Annotated in this window: 15 protein-coding genes; 4 read left to right on the top strand and 11 right to left on the bottom strand. The window is 72.7% G+C overall.

From position 1 onward, the window contains the following. Window positions 1–23: 23 nt before the first annotated feature. Together AS97_RS02520 and AS97_RS02515 are read right to left on the bottom strand one after the other, a co-directional pair. Window positions 24–1,448, bottom strand: coding sequence for a non-oxidative hydroxyarylic acid decarboxylases subunit C (locus AS97_RS02520; protein ID WP_059148707.1), 1,425 nt, complete (start codon window positions 1,446–1,448; stop codon window positions 24–26). 38 nt (window positions 1,449–1,486) lie between these two features. Next, window positions 1,487–2,095 (bottom strand): non-oxidative hydroxyarylic acid decarboxylases subunit B, encoded by a 609-nt coding sequence (locus AS97_RS02515; protein ID WP_059148706.1) that lies wholly within the window; start codon window positions 2,093–2,095, stop codon window positions 1,487–1,489. 136 nt (window positions 2,096–2,231) lie between these two features. On the opposite strand from AS97_RS02515, the gene AS97_RS02510 reads away from it, so the two are divergent. Next, window positions 2,232–3,122: an AraC family transcriptional regulator gene (locus AS97_RS02510; RefSeq protein WP_059148705.1), complete on the top strand. Its 891-nt coding sequence runs from the start codon at window positions 2,232–2,234 to the stop codon at window positions 3,120–3,122. 168 nt (window positions 3,123–3,290) lie between these two features. On the opposite strand, the gene AS97_RS02505 is transcribed toward AS97_RS02510, so the two are convergent. Next, entirely contained in the window at window positions 3,291–5,351 is a 2,061-nt protein-coding gene (locus AS97_RS02505; protein WP_210564255.1) for a phospholipase C, phosphocholine-specific, read from the bottom strand. Between the two features lie 400 nt (window positions 5,352–5,751). On the opposite strand from AS97_RS02505, the gene AS97_RS02500 reads away from it, so the two are divergent. Further along, the gene (locus AS97_RS02500; RefSeq protein WP_125758548.1) at window positions 5,752–6,558 is read left to right on the top strand and encodes a SigB/SigF/SigG family RNA polymerase sigma factor; all 807 of its coding nucleotides are present in this window, start codon (window positions 5,752–5,754) and stop codon (window positions 6,556–6,558) included. 147 nt (window positions 6,559–6,705) lie between these two features. On the opposite strand, the gene AS97_RS02495 is transcribed toward AS97_RS02500, so the two are convergent. Continuing rightward, the gene (locus AS97_RS02495) at window positions 6,706–7,092 is read right to left on the bottom strand and encodes a TraR/DksA C4-type zinc finger protein (protein ID WP_059148702.1); all 387 of its coding nucleotides are present in this window, start codon (window positions 7,090–7,092) and stop codon (window positions 6,706–6,708) included. 84 nt (window positions 7,093–7,176) lie between these two features. Here AS97_RS02495 and AS97_RS02490 point away from each other — a divergent pair, with 84 nt between their 5' ends. Continuing rightward, on the top strand, window positions 7,177–8,289 hold the full coding sequence (locus AS97_RS02490; RefSeq protein ID WP_059148701.1) for a CapA family protein: 1,113 nt from the start codon (window positions 7,177–7,179) through the stop codon (window positions 8,287–8,289). A gap of 10 nt (window positions 8,290–8,299) precedes the next feature. Here AS97_RS02490 and AS97_RS02485 read toward each other — a convergent pair whose 3' ends face one another. Genes AS97_RS02485 through AS97_RS02465 form a run of 5 tightly spaced genes read right to left on the bottom strand, consistent with a single transcriptional unit; the run spans window position 8,300 to window position 13,499 of the window. After that, window positions 8,300–9,319, bottom strand: a complete 1,020-nt coding sequence (locus AS97_RS02485) for a lysylphosphatidylglycerol synthase transmembrane domain-containing protein (protein ID WP_247204203.1) — start codon at window positions 9,317–9,319, stop codon at window positions 8,300–8,302. Between the two features lie 21 nt (window positions 9,320–9,340). Next, the gene (locus tag AS97_RS02480) at window positions 9,341–10,558 is read right to left on the bottom strand and encodes a glycosyltransferase 87 family protein (protein ID WP_210564254.1); all 1,218 of its coding nucleotides are present in this window, start codon (window positions 10,556–10,558) and stop codon (window positions 9,341–9,343) included. Further along, entirely contained in the window at window positions 10,555–12,015 is a 1,461-nt protein-coding gene (gene mptB / locus AS97_RS02475; protein ID WP_260613226.1) for a polyprenol phosphomannose-dependent alpha 1,6 mannosyltransferase MptB, read from the bottom strand. Before mptB ends, AS97_RS02480 begins: the two co-directional genes overlap by 4 nt. 48 nt (window positions 12,016–12,063) lie before the next feature. Then, window positions 12,064–13,305 (bottom strand): FAD-dependent oxidoreductase, encoded by a 1,242-nt coding sequence (locus tag AS97_RS02470; protein WP_210564253.1) that lies wholly within the window; start codon window positions 13,303–13,305, stop codon window positions 12,064–12,066. Further along, entirely contained in the window at window positions 13,302–13,499 is a 198-nt protein-coding gene (locus tag AS97_RS02465) for a ferredoxin (protein ID WP_059148697.1), read from the bottom strand. The genes AS97_RS02470 and AS97_RS02465 overlap by 4 nt, the downstream gene beginning before the upstream one ends. Window positions 13,500–13,849: 350 nt before the next feature. Here AS97_RS02465 and AS97_RS02460 point away from each other — a divergent pair, with 350 nt between their 5' ends. Then, a complete protein-coding gene (locus AS97_RS02460; protein WP_125758551.1) occupies window positions 13,850–15,796 on the top strand; it encodes an FUSC family protein in 1,947 nt (648 codons plus the stop codon). A 149-nt stretch (window positions 15,797–15,945) separates the two neighbouring features. On the opposite strand, the gene AS97_RS02455 is transcribed toward AS97_RS02460, so the two are convergent. Continuing rightward, complete coding sequence (locus AS97_RS02455) at window positions 15,946–17,439, bottom strand: AlkA N-terminal domain-containing protein (RefSeq protein ID WP_125758556.1); 1,494 nt, start codon at window positions 17,437–17,439, stop codon at window positions 15,946–15,948. Between the two features lie 798 nt (window positions 17,440–18,237). Continuing rightward, window positions 18,238–18,990, bottom strand: coding sequence for a glucose 1-dehydrogenase (locus tag AS97_RS02450; RefSeq protein ID WP_086708672.1), 753 nt, complete (start codon window positions 18,988–18,990; stop codon window positions 18,238–18,240). Window positions 18,991–19,063: the final 73 nt, after the last annotated feature.

Raw genomic sequence — 19,063 nt, 5'->3', positions numbered from 1 at the left:
ATGTGGGGTGGTGGGCGGTGTGGTCAGCGGGCGGCGGTGAGCTTCTGCAGCCGGGCCAGCCACTCGGCCGTCTCGGGCAGATCGCGCACCTGGGTGCCGTAGGTGCCGCGGCGGTCGGGGGCGACGGGGGTGGTGGCGTCGATGATGAGCTTGTCGGTGATACCGGGCGTGACGGCCTGCGGGGCCAGCTCCAGCACCGACAGATTGGGGATCTGGACCAGATCGCCGGCCGGGTTCATCTTCGTGGACAGCGCCCACATCACCTGGGGGAGGTTGAACGGGTCGACGTCCTCGTCCACCACGATCACGGTGGCCGCGTAGCCGAGGCCGTGCGGAGTGGTCAGCACCCGCATGCCGACGGCCTTGGCGAACCCGCCGTAGCGCTTCTTGGTGGACACGATGACCACCAGCCCGTGGGTGTACATCGCGTTGACCGCCTGGACCTCGGGGAAGTCGCGGCGCAGCTGCTTGTACAGCGGTACACAGGTGTTGGCGGCGATGAGGTAGTCCACCTCGGTCCACGGCATGCCGAGGTAGAGGTGTTCGAAGATCGGGTCGGTGCGGTACGAGATCCGGTCGACGCGGATCACGGGCATGTTCCGGCCGCCGGAGTAGTGGCCGGTGAACTCGCCGAACGGCCCCTCGATCTCCCGCTTGCGGCCCTCGATGACGCCCTCGATGACCACCTCGCTGCCCCACGGCACGGGCAGCCCGGTGAGCGGCGCCCGGGAGACCGGGGCGGGAGCGCCACGCAGGGCGCCGGCCAGCTCGTACTCGTTCTGCTCGTACTCCATCGGGGTGGACGCCACGATGGAGATCACCGGCTCGTTGCCGAGCGTGATGGCCACGGGCAGGTCCTCGCCGCGCTCCTCGGCGGTGTGCAGATGCTGGGCGATGTCGTGCATCGGCACCGGCTGGATGGCGAGCGCGCGCCTGCCCTTGACCTCGATGCGGTAGACGCCGACGTTCTGCTTGCCGCTGTGCTCGGGGTCGGCGGGGTCCTTGGAGACCACGGCCGCCTTGTCGATGTAGAAGCCGCCGTCGCCGTCGTTGAGCCGGATCAGCGGAAGCACCCGGAAGATGTCGGCGTCCTCGCCCTCCAGGGTGTTCTCGGCCCACGGCGGGTTCTCGCGCCACTCGGGGGCGACCGGGAAGGTGTCCCAGCGGCGGATGAACTCCTCGACCTGTTCCTTGGTGCCGGTCTCCTTGGGCAGGTCGAGCGCGAGCGCGTGATTGGCCCAGGAGCCGTGCACATTGAGCGCGATCCGCGCGTCGGTGAAGCCCTTGACGTGGTCGAAGTACAGCGCGGGGGCGTGGCCGCCCAGGCGCGGGGCGGCGTTCGCGGCGGCGGCGATATCCGGCTCCGGCATCACCTCGTCGGCGATGTGCAGCAGCTGCCCCTCCTTCCGGAGGGTGTCGAGAAAGCCACGGAAGTCGTCGTAGGCCATGGGAACTCCAAGTGGGGGTGGGGCGGGGGCGGGGGACATCAGGCGGCGGGGGAATGGGCGGCGGTGGGCTTCGGGCCGCGGGCGGCGCGCATGCCCTCCCACCGCCTGGCCGCGGGTGCGGGCAGGTCGAACTGGTCGAGGAGGCGGGCCGTGAGGTGGTCGACGATGTCGTCCACCGACCGGGGGTGGTTGTAGAAGGCGGGCATGGGCGGGACCATCCGCACACCCATCCGGGAGAGCGCCAGCATGTTCTCGAGGTGGATCTCGCTGAGCGGGGTCTCCCTGGGGACGAGGACGAGCCTGCGCCGCTCCTTGAGGACCACATCCGCGGCGCGGCCCACCAGACCGTCGGCGTATCCGGCGCGGATTCCGGCGAGGGTCTTCATCGAGCACGGTGCGATGATCATGCCGTCGGTGCGGAAGGAGCCGGAGGAGATGGTGGCGCCCTGGTCCTCGGGCGAGTGCGTCACCTCGGCGAGCTCGGCCACCTCGCGGGCGGACCGGCCGGTCTCCAGCTCGATCGTGGTGCGCGCCCAGCGGCTGAGCACCAGATGGGTCTCCACCCCGGGCAGCTCGGCCAGCGTCTCCAGCAGGCGGACGCCGAACACGGCCCCCGTTGCTCCTGTCATGCCCACGATCAATCGCACGGTGGTGTGCTCCCTCGGCTGCGGTCGGTGGAAGGGAAAGCGGTGATCCGGGGACTCTTTCGGTCACCCGTTCATCGCAACGCACTCCACGCTAGATGCGGACCAGGGCACACCAGCCGTACACTGAGGACGCGCTATGGACAGAAACGGACACCGTGATGTCACCGAGGTTCCGTTCCGGCCCTCCGTGGGAGCCCCGCCGGGAGCGGCCGTCCTGGATTTCCCCGGGCTCGCCGCCCGCGCCCGGAGCCATGGCCTCGATGTGCACGCCCCGATGCGGCTCGCGTTCCACCAGCTGATCACCGTGCGCTCCGGGGTGCTGCGCTGCTCGGTGGACTTCACCGAGCACGAGCTGACCGAGGGCGGCTGGATGTGGGCGCGCCCCGGGCAGATCCACCAGTTCCGCTCCCCGCTCGGCGCCGCGGAGGGGGCCGCCGTGCTCTTCCCGCCCGGCTATCTCGGCACCGCCACCGCCGCGGTCGCCCGGCTGGACCGGCCCGCGTCGCGGTCTCCGCTGGTGGTTCCCGAAGGCGCCGACGCCGAGGCCGTCCGCGGCGTCCTGGACCTGCTGGAGAGCGAGTACCGGACGGTGTCCGGGCCGCTGGAGGCGCATGTCGAGGTGGTGCGCCACCTCGTGGCCGTCCTCGTACTGCGGCTCGCCCATCTGCCCGGCGCCCAGAGCGGGGACACGGCGGCCAGCGAGGCGTTCCGCCGCTTCCAGCAGGCCGTGGAGCGCGACTACACCCGCAGCCACCGGGTCGAGGACTACGCGGCCCGGCTGGGCTACAGCGTCCGCACCCTGACCCGGGCCACCCGTGCCGCCGCCGGATGCGGCGCCAAGCGGTTCATCGACGACCGGGTGCTGCTCGAGGCGAAGCGGCTGCTGGTGCACACGGATCTGTCCGCCACGGCCATCGGCGAGCGGCTCGGCTTCCCGGACGCCACCGTCTTCACCAAGTTCTTCCGCCGCCGGGCGGGCGAGACCCCGGCCGGCTTCCGCGTCCGTGCCTCGGGCACCCGGCACTGACGGCCCGGCGCCCGCACGGGGGCCGTACGCGGCGCATGAGGTCCGTACGAGGTGCGGACGGCCGTGGGTGGCGTGTACGACGGCCGTACGCGGCGGGAAGACGCACCGCGCGCCCGCCCGGCGGGGAGCCGCCGGACGGGCGCGCGACGAGGGACCGGTGGCGGTGGTTCAGTCCGCCGAGAGCGCGGGGTCGCTCATCCCCGCACGGCCGGTCTCCACATGCCCGGCCAGCCGGCGCAGATACCCGCTGTCGTGGTCGGAGACCACCGACAGGTCGTACCACTGGTGGCTGCGTCCGGTGCGCACGGTGTGCACCACCCGTGCCCCCGGCCGGAGCCGGTAGTGCCCCGGCTTCTCCTTCTCGTAGCCGTCCGTGACGGTGAGCCGCACCGTCGCGTCGCCCTGGTTGACGAGGGTCAGCCTGACCTCCCCGGTCGTCCGGTCGTGACGGGCGCTCACCTCGGGGCCGGTGCCGGTGGCGTGGCCGGTGAAGTGGCGCAGGAAACCGGCCGGACCGTGCACCTGGAAGTCATAGGCGCCCTGGTCCGCCGAGGAGCGCTGCCAGCTGCCGGACAGCCGCTTGCCCGCCTCGACGGTGTAGCCCCACGGCCCGCCCGCATGGCTCGCGGAGGTCACATGGAAGTGCGCCCCGGCGCCCCGGCCATGGTTGACGAAGTCAACCCGCAGGCCGCCGTCGGCGGCGGTGGTGGCATCGGCCGACAGCTCGTACGGCAGCGGTCTGGCAGGGCGCAGCCCGGGCTCCTGACGGGGCAGCGAGGGGTGCTCCGGCGGCGCCGGTACGTAGTCGGGGTGCCGCTCGTTGTCCTTGGGCCGGTAGCCGCTGGTGTCCGGCATGGCCGGGACCTTCACGTCGGTCCGCGAGAAGTCGAAGGCCGCGGTCAGGTCGCCGGACACCGCCCGCCGCCACGGCGAGATGTTCGGCTCCTCGACGCCGAAGCGCCGCTCCATGAGCCGGATGACCGAGGTGTGGTCCAGCGTCTGCGAGCACACCCAGCCGCCCTTGCTCCATGGCGACACCACGAGCATCGGCACCCGCTGCCCCAGCCCGTACGGGCCCGCGGGCTGCGAGGCGGAGCCGGGGAACAGCTCCCCGGTGGTGTCCACGGTCGAACCGCCCCGCTTGTCGCCGGGCGCGTACGGCGGCATCACGTGGTCGAAGAAGCCGTCGTTCTCGTCGTAGGTGATGAGCAGCGCGGTCTTGCTCCACACCTCGGGGTTGGAGGTGAGCGCGTCCAGCACCTGCGCGATGTACCAGGCGCCGTAGTTGGCGGGCCAGTTGGGGTGCTCGGTGAAGGCTTCGGGCGCCGCGATCCAGGAGACCTGGGGCAGCTTCCCGGCCTTCACATCGGCTCGCAGGATGTCGAAGAAACCGTCGCCGTTCTTGGCGTTGGTGCCGGTGCGGGCCTTGTCGTACAGCGGGTCGCCGGGCTTGGCGTTGCGGTACTGGTTGAAGTAGAGCAGGGAGTTGTCGCCGTAGTTGCCGCGGTAGGCGTCGTCGATCCAGCCCCAGCCGCCGTCCGCGTCCAGTCCGTCGCCGATGTCCTGGTAGATCTTCCAGGAGATCCCGGCCTTCTCCAGGCGCTCGGGGTAGGTGGTCCAGCTGTAGCCGGCCTCCGCGTTGTCCAGCACCGGGCCGCCGCCCTTGCCGTCGTTGCCCGTGTAACCGGACCACAGGTAGTAGCGGTTGGGGTCCGTGGAGCCGATGAACGAGCAGTGGTAGGCGTCGCAGATGGTGAAGGCGTCGGCCAGCGCGTAGTGGAAGGGGATGTCCTCACGCGTCAGATACGCCATGGTGGTGGCCGACTTCGAGGGGATCCACTTGTCGTACGCGCCGCCGTTGAACGCGACATGGCCGTCGCCCCAGCCGTGCGGCAGGTCCTGCAGGAACTGCAGTCCGAGGTCGTTCACCTCGGGCCGGAACGGCAGGACCTCCTTGGAGCCGTCCGACTGGTGCCATACCGGCTTGCCGTTGGGCAGCCGCACCGGCCGCGGATCGCCGAATCCCCGCACCCCGCGCAGGGAGCCGAAGTAGTGGTCGAAGGAACGGTTTTCCTGCATCAGCACCACGATGTGCTCGATGTCCCGCAGGCTTCCGGTCCGGCGGTTGGCGGGTATCTCCGCGGCGCGCGCGATGCTTGCGGAGAGCAGGGAGGTAGCCGCACCGGCCCCGGCCAGTTGCATGAATCGTCGACGATCGAAGGAGGTCATGGCGCTCCGGTTTTCTATGGCGTTCGAGGGGAAGCAGCGGAATCGGTGCAGTCTGTTCCGCCGGGGCGGTACGGACAACGGCGAATGGGCGAAACGGCGGGAAAACCTCCGTAAATCTTGATCGCGGGCCGAAACTCTCCCGCGGCCTGCGCGCATGGCTCCGCCGCCTCCAACCGGCGCTTCCCGGGCCGTTGTGACGCATGACGCACCGGATGAGCCGGTATCCGCCGGGGCGAACTCCGTTTCGCGGGACCGAGGACGGGCACGCGACCAGTGTGCTTCGGACCGGAGGCACGCCACGGGAGCAGCCCGGCTGTGCGAGGCGTGTTCACGGTCGCCCGAGTTGTCTGGAATGTTCTCCTGTGGTGACAGCGACACCAGCCAAGGGAGGCACCGGCTCATGACGGCCGAACAAGCACATCCCCGAGCGCACCCCAAGCACGCGCACGACGACGCCCCCGACACCTCCGGCGCGTTCCGCCGGATCGCCGAACTGCCGGACGGCTCGCAGAAGGAGGCCCTGCGGGAGGAAGTCGTCCGGGCCTGGATGCCGATGGCCGAGCGCATCGCCTCGCAGTACCGCAACCGCGGTGAAACGCCCGAGGATCTGCGGCAGGTGGCCATGGTCGGTCTGGTCAAGGCGGTCAAGCGCTACGAGCCGGACCGGGGTTCGGCCTTCGAGAGCTACGCCGTCCCGACCGTCGTCGGAGAGGTCAAGCGACACTTCCGCGACCATATGTGGGGCCTGCACGTGCCGCGCCGGGTCCAGGAGCTGCGCAACCGGGTCCGCACCGCCGTCCAGGAGCTGACCCGCTCACCGGACGACCGTTCGCCCAGCGTCAAGGACATCGCACGGCACACCGGCATGGCCGAGGAGGATGTCCTCGTCGGCATGGAGGCGCTCGAGAGCTTCCGTACGCTGTCGCTGGACGCCGCACTGCGGGGCGCGGACGACGGCTACGCGCTGGTGGACACCCTCGGCTCCACCGAGTCCTCCTACGAGCGGGTCGTCCAGCGCGAATCCCTCAAGCCCTGTCTGCGCAGGCTCCCCGAGCGCGAGCGGGAGATCCTCTACCTGCGGTTCTTCTGCGACGAGACCCAGAGCCGGATCGCCGACCGGCTCGGCATCTCCCAGATGCATGTCTCCCGGCTCCTCAGCCGCACCTGCGCCCGCCTGGGCGAGGAGGTCGGCGCGCGTGCCGCGTAGCGCCCCCGTCCCCGGCGACCGCGCCCCTGGTGACCACTGCCCCGGCGGCCACCGCCCCGAGCCCAGAAGCCATGAGCGAGGACGCTGTGAGCGGGAACGCCGTGTGCGAGGACGCTGTGAGTGGGAACGCCGTGTGCGGGGCGCGCCTCATCCGCCCGGTCCCGCCTCCCGCTCCTCGGCGCATACGACACACAGCTCCGTGTGGGGCAGGGCCAGCGACCGCTCCCGGCCCTGAGGCCGGCCGCATCGCGTGCAGATCCCGAAGGATCCGGCGCGCAGCCGGTCGAGCGCCGCGGCGGTCCGCTCCAGCAGGGCCTCATCCGCCTCCGCGCGCGTGCGCAACTCCCGGAGCGTCATGGCCTTCGCACCCGAGTCCCCCGCGTCGAGATCGCAGTCCGCGCGCAACGCGGACGCGGCCTCCTCCGTCCGGGCGAGCTGCGACCGCAGCCGGCCCGCCCGCTCCGACAGCCGGGCCGCGGCCTCCTCCAGGTCCCGGGGCCGCAGCGGGCTCTCATTCGTTTCCGCTCTGTTCATCCGCCGCACCTCCCTGTGCGTCCACACCCCGGGTCCCCGCCGTGGGCAACGGTCACTCATGGCGGGCTATGCGATCGTTGAGGTATGCACGGCACAGCGGTGACGCTGTTCCTCTGCGGCGATGTGATGCTCGCCCGCGGTGTCGACCAGATCCTGCCGCACCCCGGCGACCCGGAGCTCCACGAGCCCTTCATCCGCGACTCCCGGGCCTATGTCGAGCTGGCCGAGGAGGCGAACGGCCCGATCCCGCGCCCGGTCGACTTCTCGTGGCCCTGGGGCGACGCCCTGGCGGTACTGGACGAGGAGGCGCCCGATGTACGGGTGCTCAACCTGGAGACGAGCGTCACCCGCAGCGAGGAGTTCGCCCCGGGGAAGGATGTCCACTACCGGATGAGCCCGGACAACCTCCCCTGCCTGACCGCCGTCCGGCCCGACGTCTGCGTCCTGGCCAACAACCATGTGCTCGACGGCGGCCGGCGCGGGCTGGAGGAGACACTCGACACCCTCGCCGCCGCCGGACTGCGGGTGGCCGGAGCGGGCCGTGACACGGCAGCCGCGCGGCGCCCCGCCGTCGTCCCGGCCGGTGACCACCGCCGGGTGCTGGTGTTCTCGTTCGGCGCGGCCTCCAGTGGCATTCCGGGCCGGTGGGCGGCGGCCGAGGACCGGCCCGGGGTCGACTTCCTGCCCGATCTGTCCGACGCCCGCGCCGCCGCGATCACCGACCGCGTACGGCAGCTCAGCCACCCCGGCGACATCGCCGTGGCCTCGGTCCACTGGGGCGGCAACTGGGGATACGGCGTCGCACCGGACCAGATCCACTTCGCCCATGCCCTGATCGACGGCGGTGTGGACCTCGTCCACGGCCACTCCTCCCACCACCCCCGCCCGCTCGAGGTGTACCGCGGCAAGCTGATCCTCTACGGCTGCGGCGACGTGGTCGACGACTACGAGGGCATCGGCGGCTACGAGCGGTACCGCGACGATCTGCGGCTGCTCTACTTCCCCGAGGTGGACCCGGACACCGGCCGCCTGATCAACCTGCGCATGGTGCCCCTGCGGTCACGGCGGATGCGGCTGGAGCACACCGGCCACGAGGACGCCGTATGGCTGGGCACGACCCTCGACCAGGCCGGGTCGGGCCTCGGCTCGCATATCGACGTCCGGCCCGACGACGTCCTCACCCTGCGCCCGCCCTGACCCCGCCGGGTCAGACGATCTTCGAGCGCACCAGCCCGCCCAGCACCAGCGCCCCGGGGATCAACGGCAGCCACACCGTGATGAAGCGGTACGCCAGCACCGTGGACGTGGCCGCCTCGACCGGCGCCCCCGCCGCGACCAGCGCGATGACCAGCGCCGCGTCGACCGAGCCGATACCACCGGGGGAGGGGACGACCGCGGCCACCGCCGTGGCGGCCAGATACGCGAGCATCACATGCGCCGGCCGTACCTCGAGCTCCAGTGCCAGGGCGACCGCCACCAGCCCCGCCGCCTGCAGCAGGGGAAACGCCAGCGAACCACCCCACAGCGCCAGCGCCCTGGACGGCCGCAGGTGCAGCGACCGGGCGTCGGCCATCGCAGTGCGGAGAAACCTCACCACGATCCGGCGCACCGGACGGATCAGCGCCACCCCGGCCACCAGTGCCCCGGCCGCCACCACCGCGCCGGCCACCACCATCCCGCTCACCGACTCCGGGAGCAGCGGGCCCAGCCGCAGCGCCTGGGGAAACAGCAGGAGCAGCACCACCAGCAGCCCCACCCGGGTCGTGGCCTCCGCCAGGAAGTACAGGGCGAGTGCCGCCGAGGAACGGGCGGGCGGCAGCCCGCAGCCGGTCATGAACCGGATGTTCACCGCGCTCGCGCCGATCCCCGAGGGCAGCAGATGATTGGCCGCCCCCGCGGCGAACTGAGTGGCGAACAGCCGCCTGGCCGGCAGCCGCTCCAGCACCGTGCCCTGCCGGGCGAACGACACGGCCACCCAGCCGAGCCCGGTCGTGGCCACCGCCGTCAGCAGCCAGTACGGATTGGCGGTGAACATCTGACGGGCGCCGGAGCCGATCAGCGACCGGTGCTGGACCACCCAGTAGCCGACGACGAGCAGCGGCAGCAGGCACAGGATCCGGCGCAGCGGAAGCCGCCGGAGCAGGGCCCAGCGCCCCGCCCGCTTCACGGGCTGGTCCAGGGGCTGCTCCAGCGGCTGCCCCGCGGGGCACGGCATCACGTCAGGCATCGGTCCGGACACTCCTGTCGTTCATGGGATACGTGCCGGATAGGGCTCTTGGTTCAGCATGTTCGCGGAACGCGTGCCGCGCAGCGGGAGCGCGATCAGCAGGCCGAGGCAGATCCATACATAGGCGTTGCTGCCGAGGAAGCCGTCCACCCCGGTGGAGTCGGACCGCCACAGCCACACCACGCTGCTGCAGAGGAGCACGTACACCACCGCACAGACCCGGAGCAGCAGCCTGCGCCGGGCCGGTGGCGCGTCCGGGCGCAGCCCGCTGTCGACGAGCACCGCCAGGGCCGGAATCAGCCACACCAGATGGTGCACCCAGGTGATCGGGCTGATCAGACAGGCGGCGACCCCGGTCAGCGCGAATCCGGCCCGCTCGTCCCCGACGGCCGCCGCCCAGCGCACCCGGCGCGCCCAGACGGCCAGCACGGCGAGCACCCCGAGCCCCCACACCACCCCGCTCGGCGGAACCGGGTCGACCAGCCGGGCCAGCACTCCTTCCCACGACTGATTGGAGACGTAACTGAGCACACCGATCCGGTCGGTGTCCCACAGCGCCTCGGTCCAGTAGACCCGTGAGGCCCCCGGCGCCACCGCCAGGGCGAGCAGGGTGGCGGCCGCGGCGGTGGCCGTGGCCGTGGTGGCGGCGCGCCACCGCCGGGTGATCAGCAGGTAGCCGATGAAGATCGCCGGGGTGAGCTTGATGGCGGCGGCGAGCCCGATACCGCAGCCGGCGAACCGGCCACGCCCCGTGGACAGCAGCCAGGCGTCGGAGAACACCAGCACCAGCAGCAGCAGATTGACCTGCCCGAAGCTGAAGGTGTCCCGCACCGGCTCCAGCAGGGCGAACAGACAGGCCGCCACCACGAAGGCGAACCACTTGTTCCAGCCGTGCCGACGGACGATCGGGCCGATCAGCCAGGTCAGCAGGGTGGCCGAGGCCGCCACGTTGAGCACCATGCTCAGGGTGATCGCGGCAGGCCAGTCGAACAGGGCCATCGGCAGCATGCACAGCGCGGCGAAGGGCGGATAGGTGAAGCCGTAGTCGGCCCCGTCCGCGCCGGGGATGGTGAAGTCGTAGATCCGGCCGTCCCGCAGCCAGTGGCCCACGGCGCCGTAGTAGACGTTCAGGTCGAACCAGTCCCGGTGCAGCGGGACGAAGGCCAGGAAGAGCCCCACCGCCACGGTGAGGGCGAGTGCCAGTACCAGCCGTCCGCGAGATGTGGTGGGCCCCGTCATGCCGAACGCTCCGATCGGTGGCCGCCGTGGACGGTGGAGAGCGGGGTGCCGGTGGCGAACCCCGGTGCGTGCCGTGCGCACCACAGCGCGCACACCGCGAGCACGCCCCCGCACACGGCGAACGTCAGCTGCCGCGAATCCGGCGCGAACCCGTTGGGCAGCACGGTCAGCGTGAGTACTCCGCTCCCGGCCACCACCGCCTTGCGCACCGTTCCGCCCGGCCCCGCCGCCGCGATCACGAACAGCCCCCACAGCACGTACCAGGGCCGGATCGCCGGGCCCAGCACGGCCACCGCTATCAGGCTCAGCCCCAGCGCGTACACGGGCCGCGGGCGGGGTGGACGCAGCCAGGCGATCCCAATGGCCACGGCGGTGGCCAGCAGCCCCAGACCGTGCCACGCGGGCGCGGCCAGCGGAGCCAGACCGCTGCCGACGGCCTCCAGCAGGGCGCCGGTGGCGCGGCCAAGCGTGCTGGTGAGCGCCCAGTTGTCCGGGGAGGCCGGGGTGGTGAGCGCCGATATCCAGCCGTAGCCGGTGCCGGTGACGGCCGTCGCCACTCCGGTGGTGGCCAGGGCCAGCGCCCCGGTGGCCGCCACGGCGCCGACGCGGCGCCTGCGGCCCTCCAGCCGGCGCACCCATAGCGTGGCCACCGCCAGCAGCCCCAGCGCGGCCGGAGCCTTGACCAGGGCGGCGAGCGTGACCAGCACCGCGCCGCAGGCCGGCCATCGGCCTGTCGCGGCCACCAGCCCGGCCCCGAGCAGTCCGAGCATCACGGCATCATTGTGCGCCCCGCCCACCAGATGCAGCAGCAGGAGAGGGTTGAGCGCCCCCAGCCACAGGGCGGCGCTCGGGTCGGTGCCGCAGCGGCGGGCCAGAACGGGCAGCGCCAGAACCATCACCGCCACCCCGAGCAGCGCGATCAGCCGCAGCCCGATCACCCCGAGGGACGGCTCGGCGCGCGCGGCGTGGGCGACGGCGGATTCGAAGGCCAGCGAGACCGGGCCGTACGGCGTCGGGGTGTGCTGCCACACCGGCGCCACCTGTTCCGCCAGCGGCCCGCCGAGCCGTATGGGGCCGTGGGTGTAGACGTCGATCCGGGCGTGCACCATGGCGCCCTGGGCGAGATAGCTGTACACATCCCGGCTGAACAGCGGCGGCCCGGGCAGCAGGGGAGCCGCCCAGGTGGCGAGCGTGAGCAGCAGGGAGCGGGGGCCGGGCGGCCGCGGTCCGCGCACCTCGCGCCCCAGCAGCCACCATGCCGCGATCAGCAGTACCAGTCCGAAATAGGTGCTGATCAGCCCGAGCGCCTCTCTCGCGGAGTCAGGGGTGAGGGCGTCCCCCACCGGCAGCGCTCCGGCCGTCGCCCCGCCCGCCGCCAGGGCCACTGACCCAGCGAGGCCGAGAAGCCGGCAGTGACCCGGAGCGACGGCGACACCTTGGACGAGAACACGACGCAGCACCCCGCCAGGGTCGCGAGAGCGCATGGCCGGAAATTGACGTCGCGGTCACCGGAGACTGGCCGAGAGGTGTCGGCCGGGCCACACCGCCAGCGGGGTGGGCACGATCGATGTCCATGGTGCCCGGTCGACCACGAGTTGACGCAGTTTGCGCAGCTCGCACGGGCTGTTCCAGCCGAGCACCCCGACCACCCGGCCCCGGTGTCCGTAGGCCACGACGAAGTGGCCGCCTTCGAGCTCGCCGTGGAGCACGGCGAGCTCGGCATCGGCGGGGAATATGCCGTACGCCTGGATATGGGCGTCGTACTGGTCGGTCCAGAAGTACGGCACGGGGGCGAACGGTCGGCCCTCGCCGAGCACATTGCGGGCGACGGCCTGGGCCTGTTCCGTCGCGTTCAGCCGGTGTTCCAGCCGCATCCGGCAGCCGAAGTGGTCGTTGTGCCACGAGGCGACATCACCGGCCGCGTAGACACCGGGCGCGGCGCGGCAGGTGGGATCGCATTCGACACCGTTGCCCAGCTCCAGTCCGGATCCGGCCAGCCAGCCGATCGCCGGGGCGGCACCGATGGCGACCACCACGACATCGGCGTCGAGCAGCGTGCCGTCGGTCAGCTCCAGACCGGTCACCCGGCCGCCGGACTCGAAGAACCGCCGCACGCCGGTGCCGCAGCGCATGGACACGCCGTTCTTCGTGTGCAGCCGCCCGACGAGACCGGCGATCCGGTCGCCGAACTGCCGTCGCATCGGCACCGGCCGGGGGTCGATCATGGTGACGTCCAGCTGCATCCTGCGGGCCGCCGCCGCGGCCTCCGAGCCGAGGAAACCCGCGCCGACCACCGCCACCTTCACACCGGGCTTGTGGCGCAGATCGGCGCGCAGCGCGAGGGCGTCGTCGAGGGTGCGCAGCAGATGCACCCCGGCCAGATGGTGGGCGCCGGGGAGGCTGTTGGGGGTGACGCCGGTGGCGATGACCAGGGCGTCGTAGGAGACGCTGTCGCCGCCCTCCAGCACCACCCGGCGGGCGGCGGTGTCCAGACCGGTGGCGGACCTGCCGAACAGCAGCCGTGCGTCGAGGTCGGACAGCTCCTCGTCGGTGCGCAGCTTGATCCGGTCCGGCTCCCAGGTGCCCGCCAGGATCTGCTTGGACAACGGCGGCCGGTTGTAGGGGGTGTGGGGCTCGTCGCCGACGAGGGTGAGCCTTCCGTCGTATCCCAGGGTGCGCAGCGTGACGGCCGCGGTGAGCCCCGCGACCGAGGCGCCCACGACCACGACGTTCCCCGGTGTGTTCACGCGTCGGCCAGGGCGATGGCCAGGGCGGGGCAGACGGCGGCCGCTTGACGCACGTCGTCGTGCAGTTCCGCCGGCGGGCGATCGTCGAGGAGGACGGCGACACCGTCCAGGTCCCGCTGGTCGAACACGTCCTGGGCGGCGAGTACGCACTGCCCCGAGGCGACGCATTTGTCCTGATGCAAGGTCACCTGCATGGCGTTCTCCGGCACTGGGGGATCAACGGAAGGCGGTTACCAGACGAATGTTCGGTAACGGGCGGAAGGGAGGCTAGTTCTCCTGCGTACCCAGCACAACACGCTCCGCAAGAAGCTGGCCACGCAGCGAGACATATGAGCCTGGCATGTGCACCCCGGGCAGGCCGACCGGCCGACCCGGGGAGGCTGTCCAAACCACCAGGTCACACCCGGGTATCCGGGTCGCGGACCGCCGTGGCGCGAGGTGGGGCATCAGCGCCTCACATGGCGGAAATACGCAGGTTACGAAAGATCCGCATTGCTCACGTACGGTTCGAAGAGGCCCACGATTTCCACCTCACGGAGGATCCTTGCGCACGCTGCCCACACCGCCCGACTGGCTGACGCACCCCCTGCGCGGGGAGCGGGCGCTGCGGGCCCCCGTCCCCTGGGCGGCGGTGGCCCGCGGAGCCCTCGGCGTGGGACCGGTGGTGGCCGTCGGCGTGGTGTCGGGACATTTGCCCTTCGGGATGCTCGCCGGGCTGGGGGCGATGTTCGCCCATGTCAACGACCGCCCCGCCACCCGCGCCACCCGGATCGTGCGCATCGGCCTGCCCGCCCTCGCCGGGACCGTCGGCCTGCTGACCGGGGCCTGGCTGGGCACGCTGGGCCTCGGGACATGGATCGCGCTCGCCCTCGCCGCCGTCGGCCTGGTCTCCGGCGCGATCAGCGCCATCGGGCCGGTCAGCTCCGCCGCCGGGGTGCAGCTGATGGTGCTCGCCGTGGTCGGCGCGGGCATGCCCGTCCCGGTGCCCCCGCCGGTCACGGCGGGCCTGCTGCTCATCGGCGCCGTATGGGTGATCGCGATGGCCGCGCTGCTGCCACGCGTCACCCCCTCACGCCAGACCGCGCCCTTTGATGAACGGGAGACGGTGGCCGCCGTATACGACGCCCTGGCCGACCTGATGACGGCGGTCGGCACCGACGGCGGCCAGGCCGCCCGGCGCCGGCTGACCGCCGCCTACGACGCCGCGTACGAAGCCCTCTACGCCCACCGGCTCCCCCTCCACCGCCTCGACGAGGAGGAGCGGCGGCTGCGCGACCGGCTGGCGGTGGCCGGAGCGCTCAGCGAGGGCGTCCTGACCCTTCTGTGGGAGAACGAGCCGGTGCCCGACCGCATCGCGCGCACCCCTGCCCAACTGGCCCGCTCGGTACGGACCGGACTGCCACCGGGCCGGCTGCCCGCCCCCGTACCCGACACCGCGGGGAATGTGGCCATGCACCGGGCCGTGCTGCTCGCCGCCCGGGTCTTCGACGGCGAACCGGCGCCCCCCGTCGGCGCGGTCGTCCCCGGTCACCGGCAGCGGCTGCGCCGTACGCTCGGCCCGGCGGGCCGGGAGTACGCCGCCCGGGTCGCCCTGTGCGTGGGCGTCAGCACCGTGCTCGCCCAGCAACTGCCGGGCGAGCACTGGTTCTGGCTCCCCGCCACCGCCGCCTTCCTGGTCAAGCCCGACATGGGCCCGCTGGTCTCCCGGGCCGTCTCCCGCGCGCTCGGCACCGCCGTGGGCGTGGCCGTCTTCGGCGGGCTCGCCACGCTGTTCGGTCCCGGCGCGGGCGTCACCCCCGATGCGGGCGCCCCCGCCATCTGGCCGGTCGTCGTCGCGGCGGTCTGCTCCGCGCTGATCCCCGTCTCGGTACGCCACTTCGCCCTGCAGACCGCCGTGCTCACACCGCTGCTGCTCTCCCTCGTCTACCTCGGCGGCGACACCGACCCCGGGTTCACCCGGCTCACCGACACGCTGCTGGCCTGCGGTGTGGTGCTGGCCGCCGGAGCGCTGCCCGGGCTCGGCGGCCCGCGCGCCCAGGTGTCGGTGCGGCTGTCGCTCGCCGTCCGCGCCACCCGCGACCACCTGGACCAGGTGCTGACCGCCGACGCGCCGTACGCCACCCGGCTGCGGCTGCGCCGCGAGGCATACCGCGCCCTCGCCGACGCGCGCAGCGCGGTGGCGGTGGCGGGCGCCGAACACCCGCCCTTCGGCCGGGACCTGGCGGCATGGGCACCGGTGGTCTTCGCCCTGGAGGAGATCATGGACGCGGCCACGGCCTGCGGCGTACGGCTCGATCAGGGCGCCCCACTGCCCGAGCCCGCCCTCGCGGCCCGGCTGCGGGCCGCGCTGTCCGACCTGGCCGACGCGGTCGCCGCCCGCCGCCCCCCGACGGAGCTCGTCCTGCCCGCGGGGGCGGCGGTGGGAGACTGCGCGACCCTCGCCGATGTCACCTCCGGGCTGCGCAGGGTCCGCGAGCTGGCGGCGGGCTGATCCCGCTGACGGGGGCGGCGGCTGATGGCACGGCGCGCATGCGGTACGCCGTCCTGGCCCGCGCACCTTGAGAACACACGTCACCGCCGCCACCACCCACACCGACGCACCGACCACTTCGTGGGCGCGGGTCCGCTCGGGGGGGGCGTTCACTCGGGCCGGGCCCGCGGGACGTTCCAGAGGTGATGCATGGCGTACGAGCGCCAGGGCCGCCAGCCCTCGGAGTCCTCCAGACGCGCCCCGGCGTCGCGAGCTCCGGCCAGTACGGCGACATCCGACTCCAGCAGCACATCGGGGTCGCTCAGCGCCCGCATCCGGACGTAACCGGCCGTCCAGGGGCCGATGCCGCGCAGTCCCAGCAGCTCCTTCTCGGCCCGGTCGCGGTCGGCCCCGGCGTCCAGCCGCACCGTGCCGTCCGCGAGCGCGGTGGCGAGCGTGCGCAGCGTGGCGCGTCGGCTCTCCGGCATGCCGAGCTCGGTGAGCGGAGCCTCGGCCAGGTCCTCCGCGCGCGGGAAGAGATGCGTGAGCCCGCCGTCGGGCCGCGCCAGGGGCTTCCCGTACGCGGCCACCAGCGCATCGCCCAGCACGCGCCCGGCGGCCACCGAGACCTGCTGGCCGAGCACGGCGCGCACGGCGAGTTCATGGGGGTCGGCGGTGCCCGGGGAACGCAGCCCAGGCCGCGCGCCCACCAGGGGCGCGAGCGCGGCATTGGCGCCGAGGCGCTCGGCGACCGCGTACGGATCGGCGTCCAGGTCGAACAGGCGCCGAATCCGCTGGATGGCGGTGGTCAGATCGCGCAGCTCGGTCAGGCGCAGCCGGCACTCCAGCCAGCCGTCACCGGGCCGTTCGTCGATCTCGACGATGGCGCAGGCGTGCGGCAGCCGCAGGGTGCGGCGGTAGGTCCGGGCGCCGGGGGCGCCCACCATCTCCTCCAGACCGGTGAGGGCACGCCGGGCGAGATAGTCGAAGACCTGCGCGGTGTCATACGGACCGCGGTAGGCGAGCCGCAGCGGCACCCCGGCCGTCCCGCCGTTCGTCCCCAGCACCCCGCCGGTGGCCACCGCGGGCCCGGACAGGGAGGACTTCGCGGGCCGGGCGGCACGCAGTTCGGTGGGGGTGGCGGCGTAGATCTCGCGCAGCGTGTCGTTGAACTGCCGGACGCTGGAGAACCCGGCCGCGAAGGCGATCTCCGAGGCCCGCAGGGGGGTGGTCTGCAGCAGGATCCGTGCGGTGTGGGCGCGCTGCGCGCGGGCGAGCGCGACCGGCCCGGCGCCGAGTTCGGCGGTCAGCTGCCGCTGCACCTGCCGGGCGCTGTAACCGAGCCGCGCCGCGAGCCCGGCCACCCCCTCCCGGTCCACCACCCCGTCCCCGATCATCCGCATGGCACGGCCGACGGCGTCCGCCCGCGCGTTCCAGTCGGCGGAGCCGGGCACGGCGTCCGGCCGACAGCGGCGGCAGGCCCGGAACCCCGCGCCCTGTGCGGCGGCCGAGGTCGGGAAGAACCGGACGTTCTTGCGCCGGGGCGTGGTCGCCGGGCAGCTCGGCCGGCAGTAGATCCCGGTCGTGGCGACACCGAAGAAGAACTCGCCGTCGAATCGCGCGTCGCGGCTGCACACCGCCTCGTACCTGCTGTCGTCGCTCATCACACCTCCACTGTGCGCCCTGGCAGGGGGAGCGCGCTGGCGGAAATCGGACATGACGCTCCCGGTCCCGTGGGTGTGGGGGAGGGGCTGCGCGGGCCGGTGCCGGAGAGGGCCGAGGACGATGGCGTCGGGCAGGTCGCGGTGGTCGTGATGTGCCTGGGCGGTCCCCGCGAGGGAGGATCGGCCCAGCGCCTGGTAGGCGCCGACCGGTCCGTTGCGCAGGGCGGCCATGTGGTCCGCGTCCCCGTCGTCGTGGGCGAGGTCGCGCCAGTGTCGTTCGATCAGCACCCTCCGTCCGTCCAGGGCGCGGGACAGTGCCGGACCGTCGGGGTCGGCGAACTCCACCGGCTGCACATGGTCCCGCCGCCCTGTGGCAGCGCACCGCCGGGAAGATCGACGCGCAGGTGCTGCTGGAGTTCGTCCGCGCCCGTCTGGCGGGCCTGCCCGGCGGGCCGGCGCCCTGGACCCGGCCGCCGATGGCCTGGGCCCCAGTCGGCCGCAGATCTGGTGCCGGTCCCGGCCGTGCGCGGTGGTGCAGGACAACGCTTCCGCGTACGTGTCCCGGGTGTTCAAGGGCCGGCGCGGGCAGGTGGCCAGGATCGGGGTGGAGAGCTGTTCTACCTGCCGCCGCGCGGCCCGGAGTTGAATGACATCGAGCTGGTCCGGCGCCGGGCGAAGTACCAGAACTCCCCGACGCGCAGCAGGACCAGCGTCGATGCCCATCGGCGCGGCCGTCGACCGGGATGGTCCGGCCACGCGAGCGGATCCGGCGATCAACACCGAACTTCACCCAAGCCGCTAGAGCTGGGTGGCGCCGCCGTCGACGTACAGCTCCGCACCGGTGGTGAAGGAGCTCTGGTCGCCGGCCAGGTAGAGGGCGGTGTCAGCGACCTCGTCGGGACGGCCGGCGCGGCCGAGCGGGGTCGGTGCGGCGGGCTCGGCCGCCTTGGACTGATCGCCCTGCGGGAACGCGGCCCGCAGTTCGTCACCGCCGGGAGTCTCGACGGGGCCGGGAGTGAGGGCGTTGACCCGGATCCCGCGGTCGGCCAGTTCGGCGGCCCATGTGCGGGCGAGGCTGCGGATCGCGGCCTTGGTGGCGGCGTACACACCAAGGCCCGGGGCGGCGCGAAGGGCCGCGCTGGAGGAGAGCAGAGTCACCGAGGCGCCGGCCGGCAGCAGGGGCAGGGCCTTTTGGACGGTGAAGATCGTGCCCTTGAGGTTGACGGAGGTGGTGAGTTCGTACTCCTCCTCGGTGATCTTGCCGAGAGGGCCGTAGTCCCCGAGGCCGGCATTGGCGACGACGATGTCGAGGCGGCCGCTGCGCTCCTTGATCTCGGCGAAGAGCCGGTCGAGGTCGTCGAGCTGCGACACATCGCCCTGGATACCGATCCCGCGGCTGCCGACGTGGGCGACAGCGGCGTCCAGTTCGGCCTTGCGGCGGCCGGTCAGGTAGACCGTCGCTCCCTCCGCGGCGAACCGGTGCGCGATGGCCAGACCGATGCCGGTGGAGGCGCCGGTCACCAGGGCGGTCTTGTTGTCCAGCTGTCCCATGGGGTTCTCCGAATCCTTGAGGTAATCATTTTTGTTACATTGACGGGGCGCTGAAGGGCGCCGCCTCTGCGGC

This window comes from Streptomyces sp. AgN23 (assembly GCF_001598115.1).
GTDB lineage: Bacteria > Actinomycetota > Actinomycetes > Streptomycetales > Streptomycetaceae > Streptomyces > Streptomyces antimycoticus.
This window is presented reverse-complemented; position numbering and strand designations above follow the sequence as displayed.

Coding starts and splice junctions, on each gene's coding strand:
- AS97_RS02520 (WP_059148707.1), bottom strand. CDS start 1,448: ATGGCCTACGACGACTTCCGTGGCTTTCTCGACACCCTCCGGAAGGAG.
- AS97_RS02510 (WP_059148705.1), top strand. CDS start 2,232: ATGGACAGAAACGGACACCGTGATGTCACCGAGGTTCCGTTCCGGCCC.
- AS97_RS02505 (WP_210564255.1), bottom strand. CDS start 5,351: ATGACCTCCTTCGATCGTCGACGATTCATGCAACTGGCCGGGGCCGGT.
- AS97_RS02500 (WP_125758548.1), top strand. CDS start 5,752: ATGACGGCCGAACAAGCACATCCCCGAGCGCACCCCAAGCACGCGCAC.
- AS97_RS02495 (WP_059148702.1), bottom strand. CDS start 7,092: ATGAACAGAGCGGAAACGAATGAGAGCCCGCTGCGGCCCCGGGACCTG.
- AS97_RS02490 (WP_059148701.1), top strand. CDS start 7,177: ATGCACGGCACAGCGGTGACGCTGTTCCTCTGCGGCGATGTGATGCTC.
- AS97_RS02485 (WP_247204203.1), bottom strand. CDS start 9,319: ATGCCTGACGTGATGCCGTGCCCCGCGGGGCAGCCGCTGGAGCAGCCC.
- AS97_RS02480 (WP_210564254.1), bottom strand. CDS start 10,558: ATGACGGGGCCCACCACATCTCGCGGACGGCTGGTACTGGCACTCGCC.
- AS97_RS02465 (WP_059148697.1), bottom strand. CDS start 13,499: ATGCAGGTGACCTTGCATCAGGACAAATGCGTCGCCTCGGGGCAGTGC.
- AS97_RS02455 (WP_125758556.1), bottom strand. CDS start 17,439: ATGAGCGACGACAGCAGGTACGAGGCGGTGTGCAGCCGCGACGCGCGA.
- AS97_RS02450 (WP_086708672.1), bottom strand. CDS start 18,990: ATGGGACAGCTGGACAACAAGACCGCCCTGGTGACCGGCGCCTCCACC.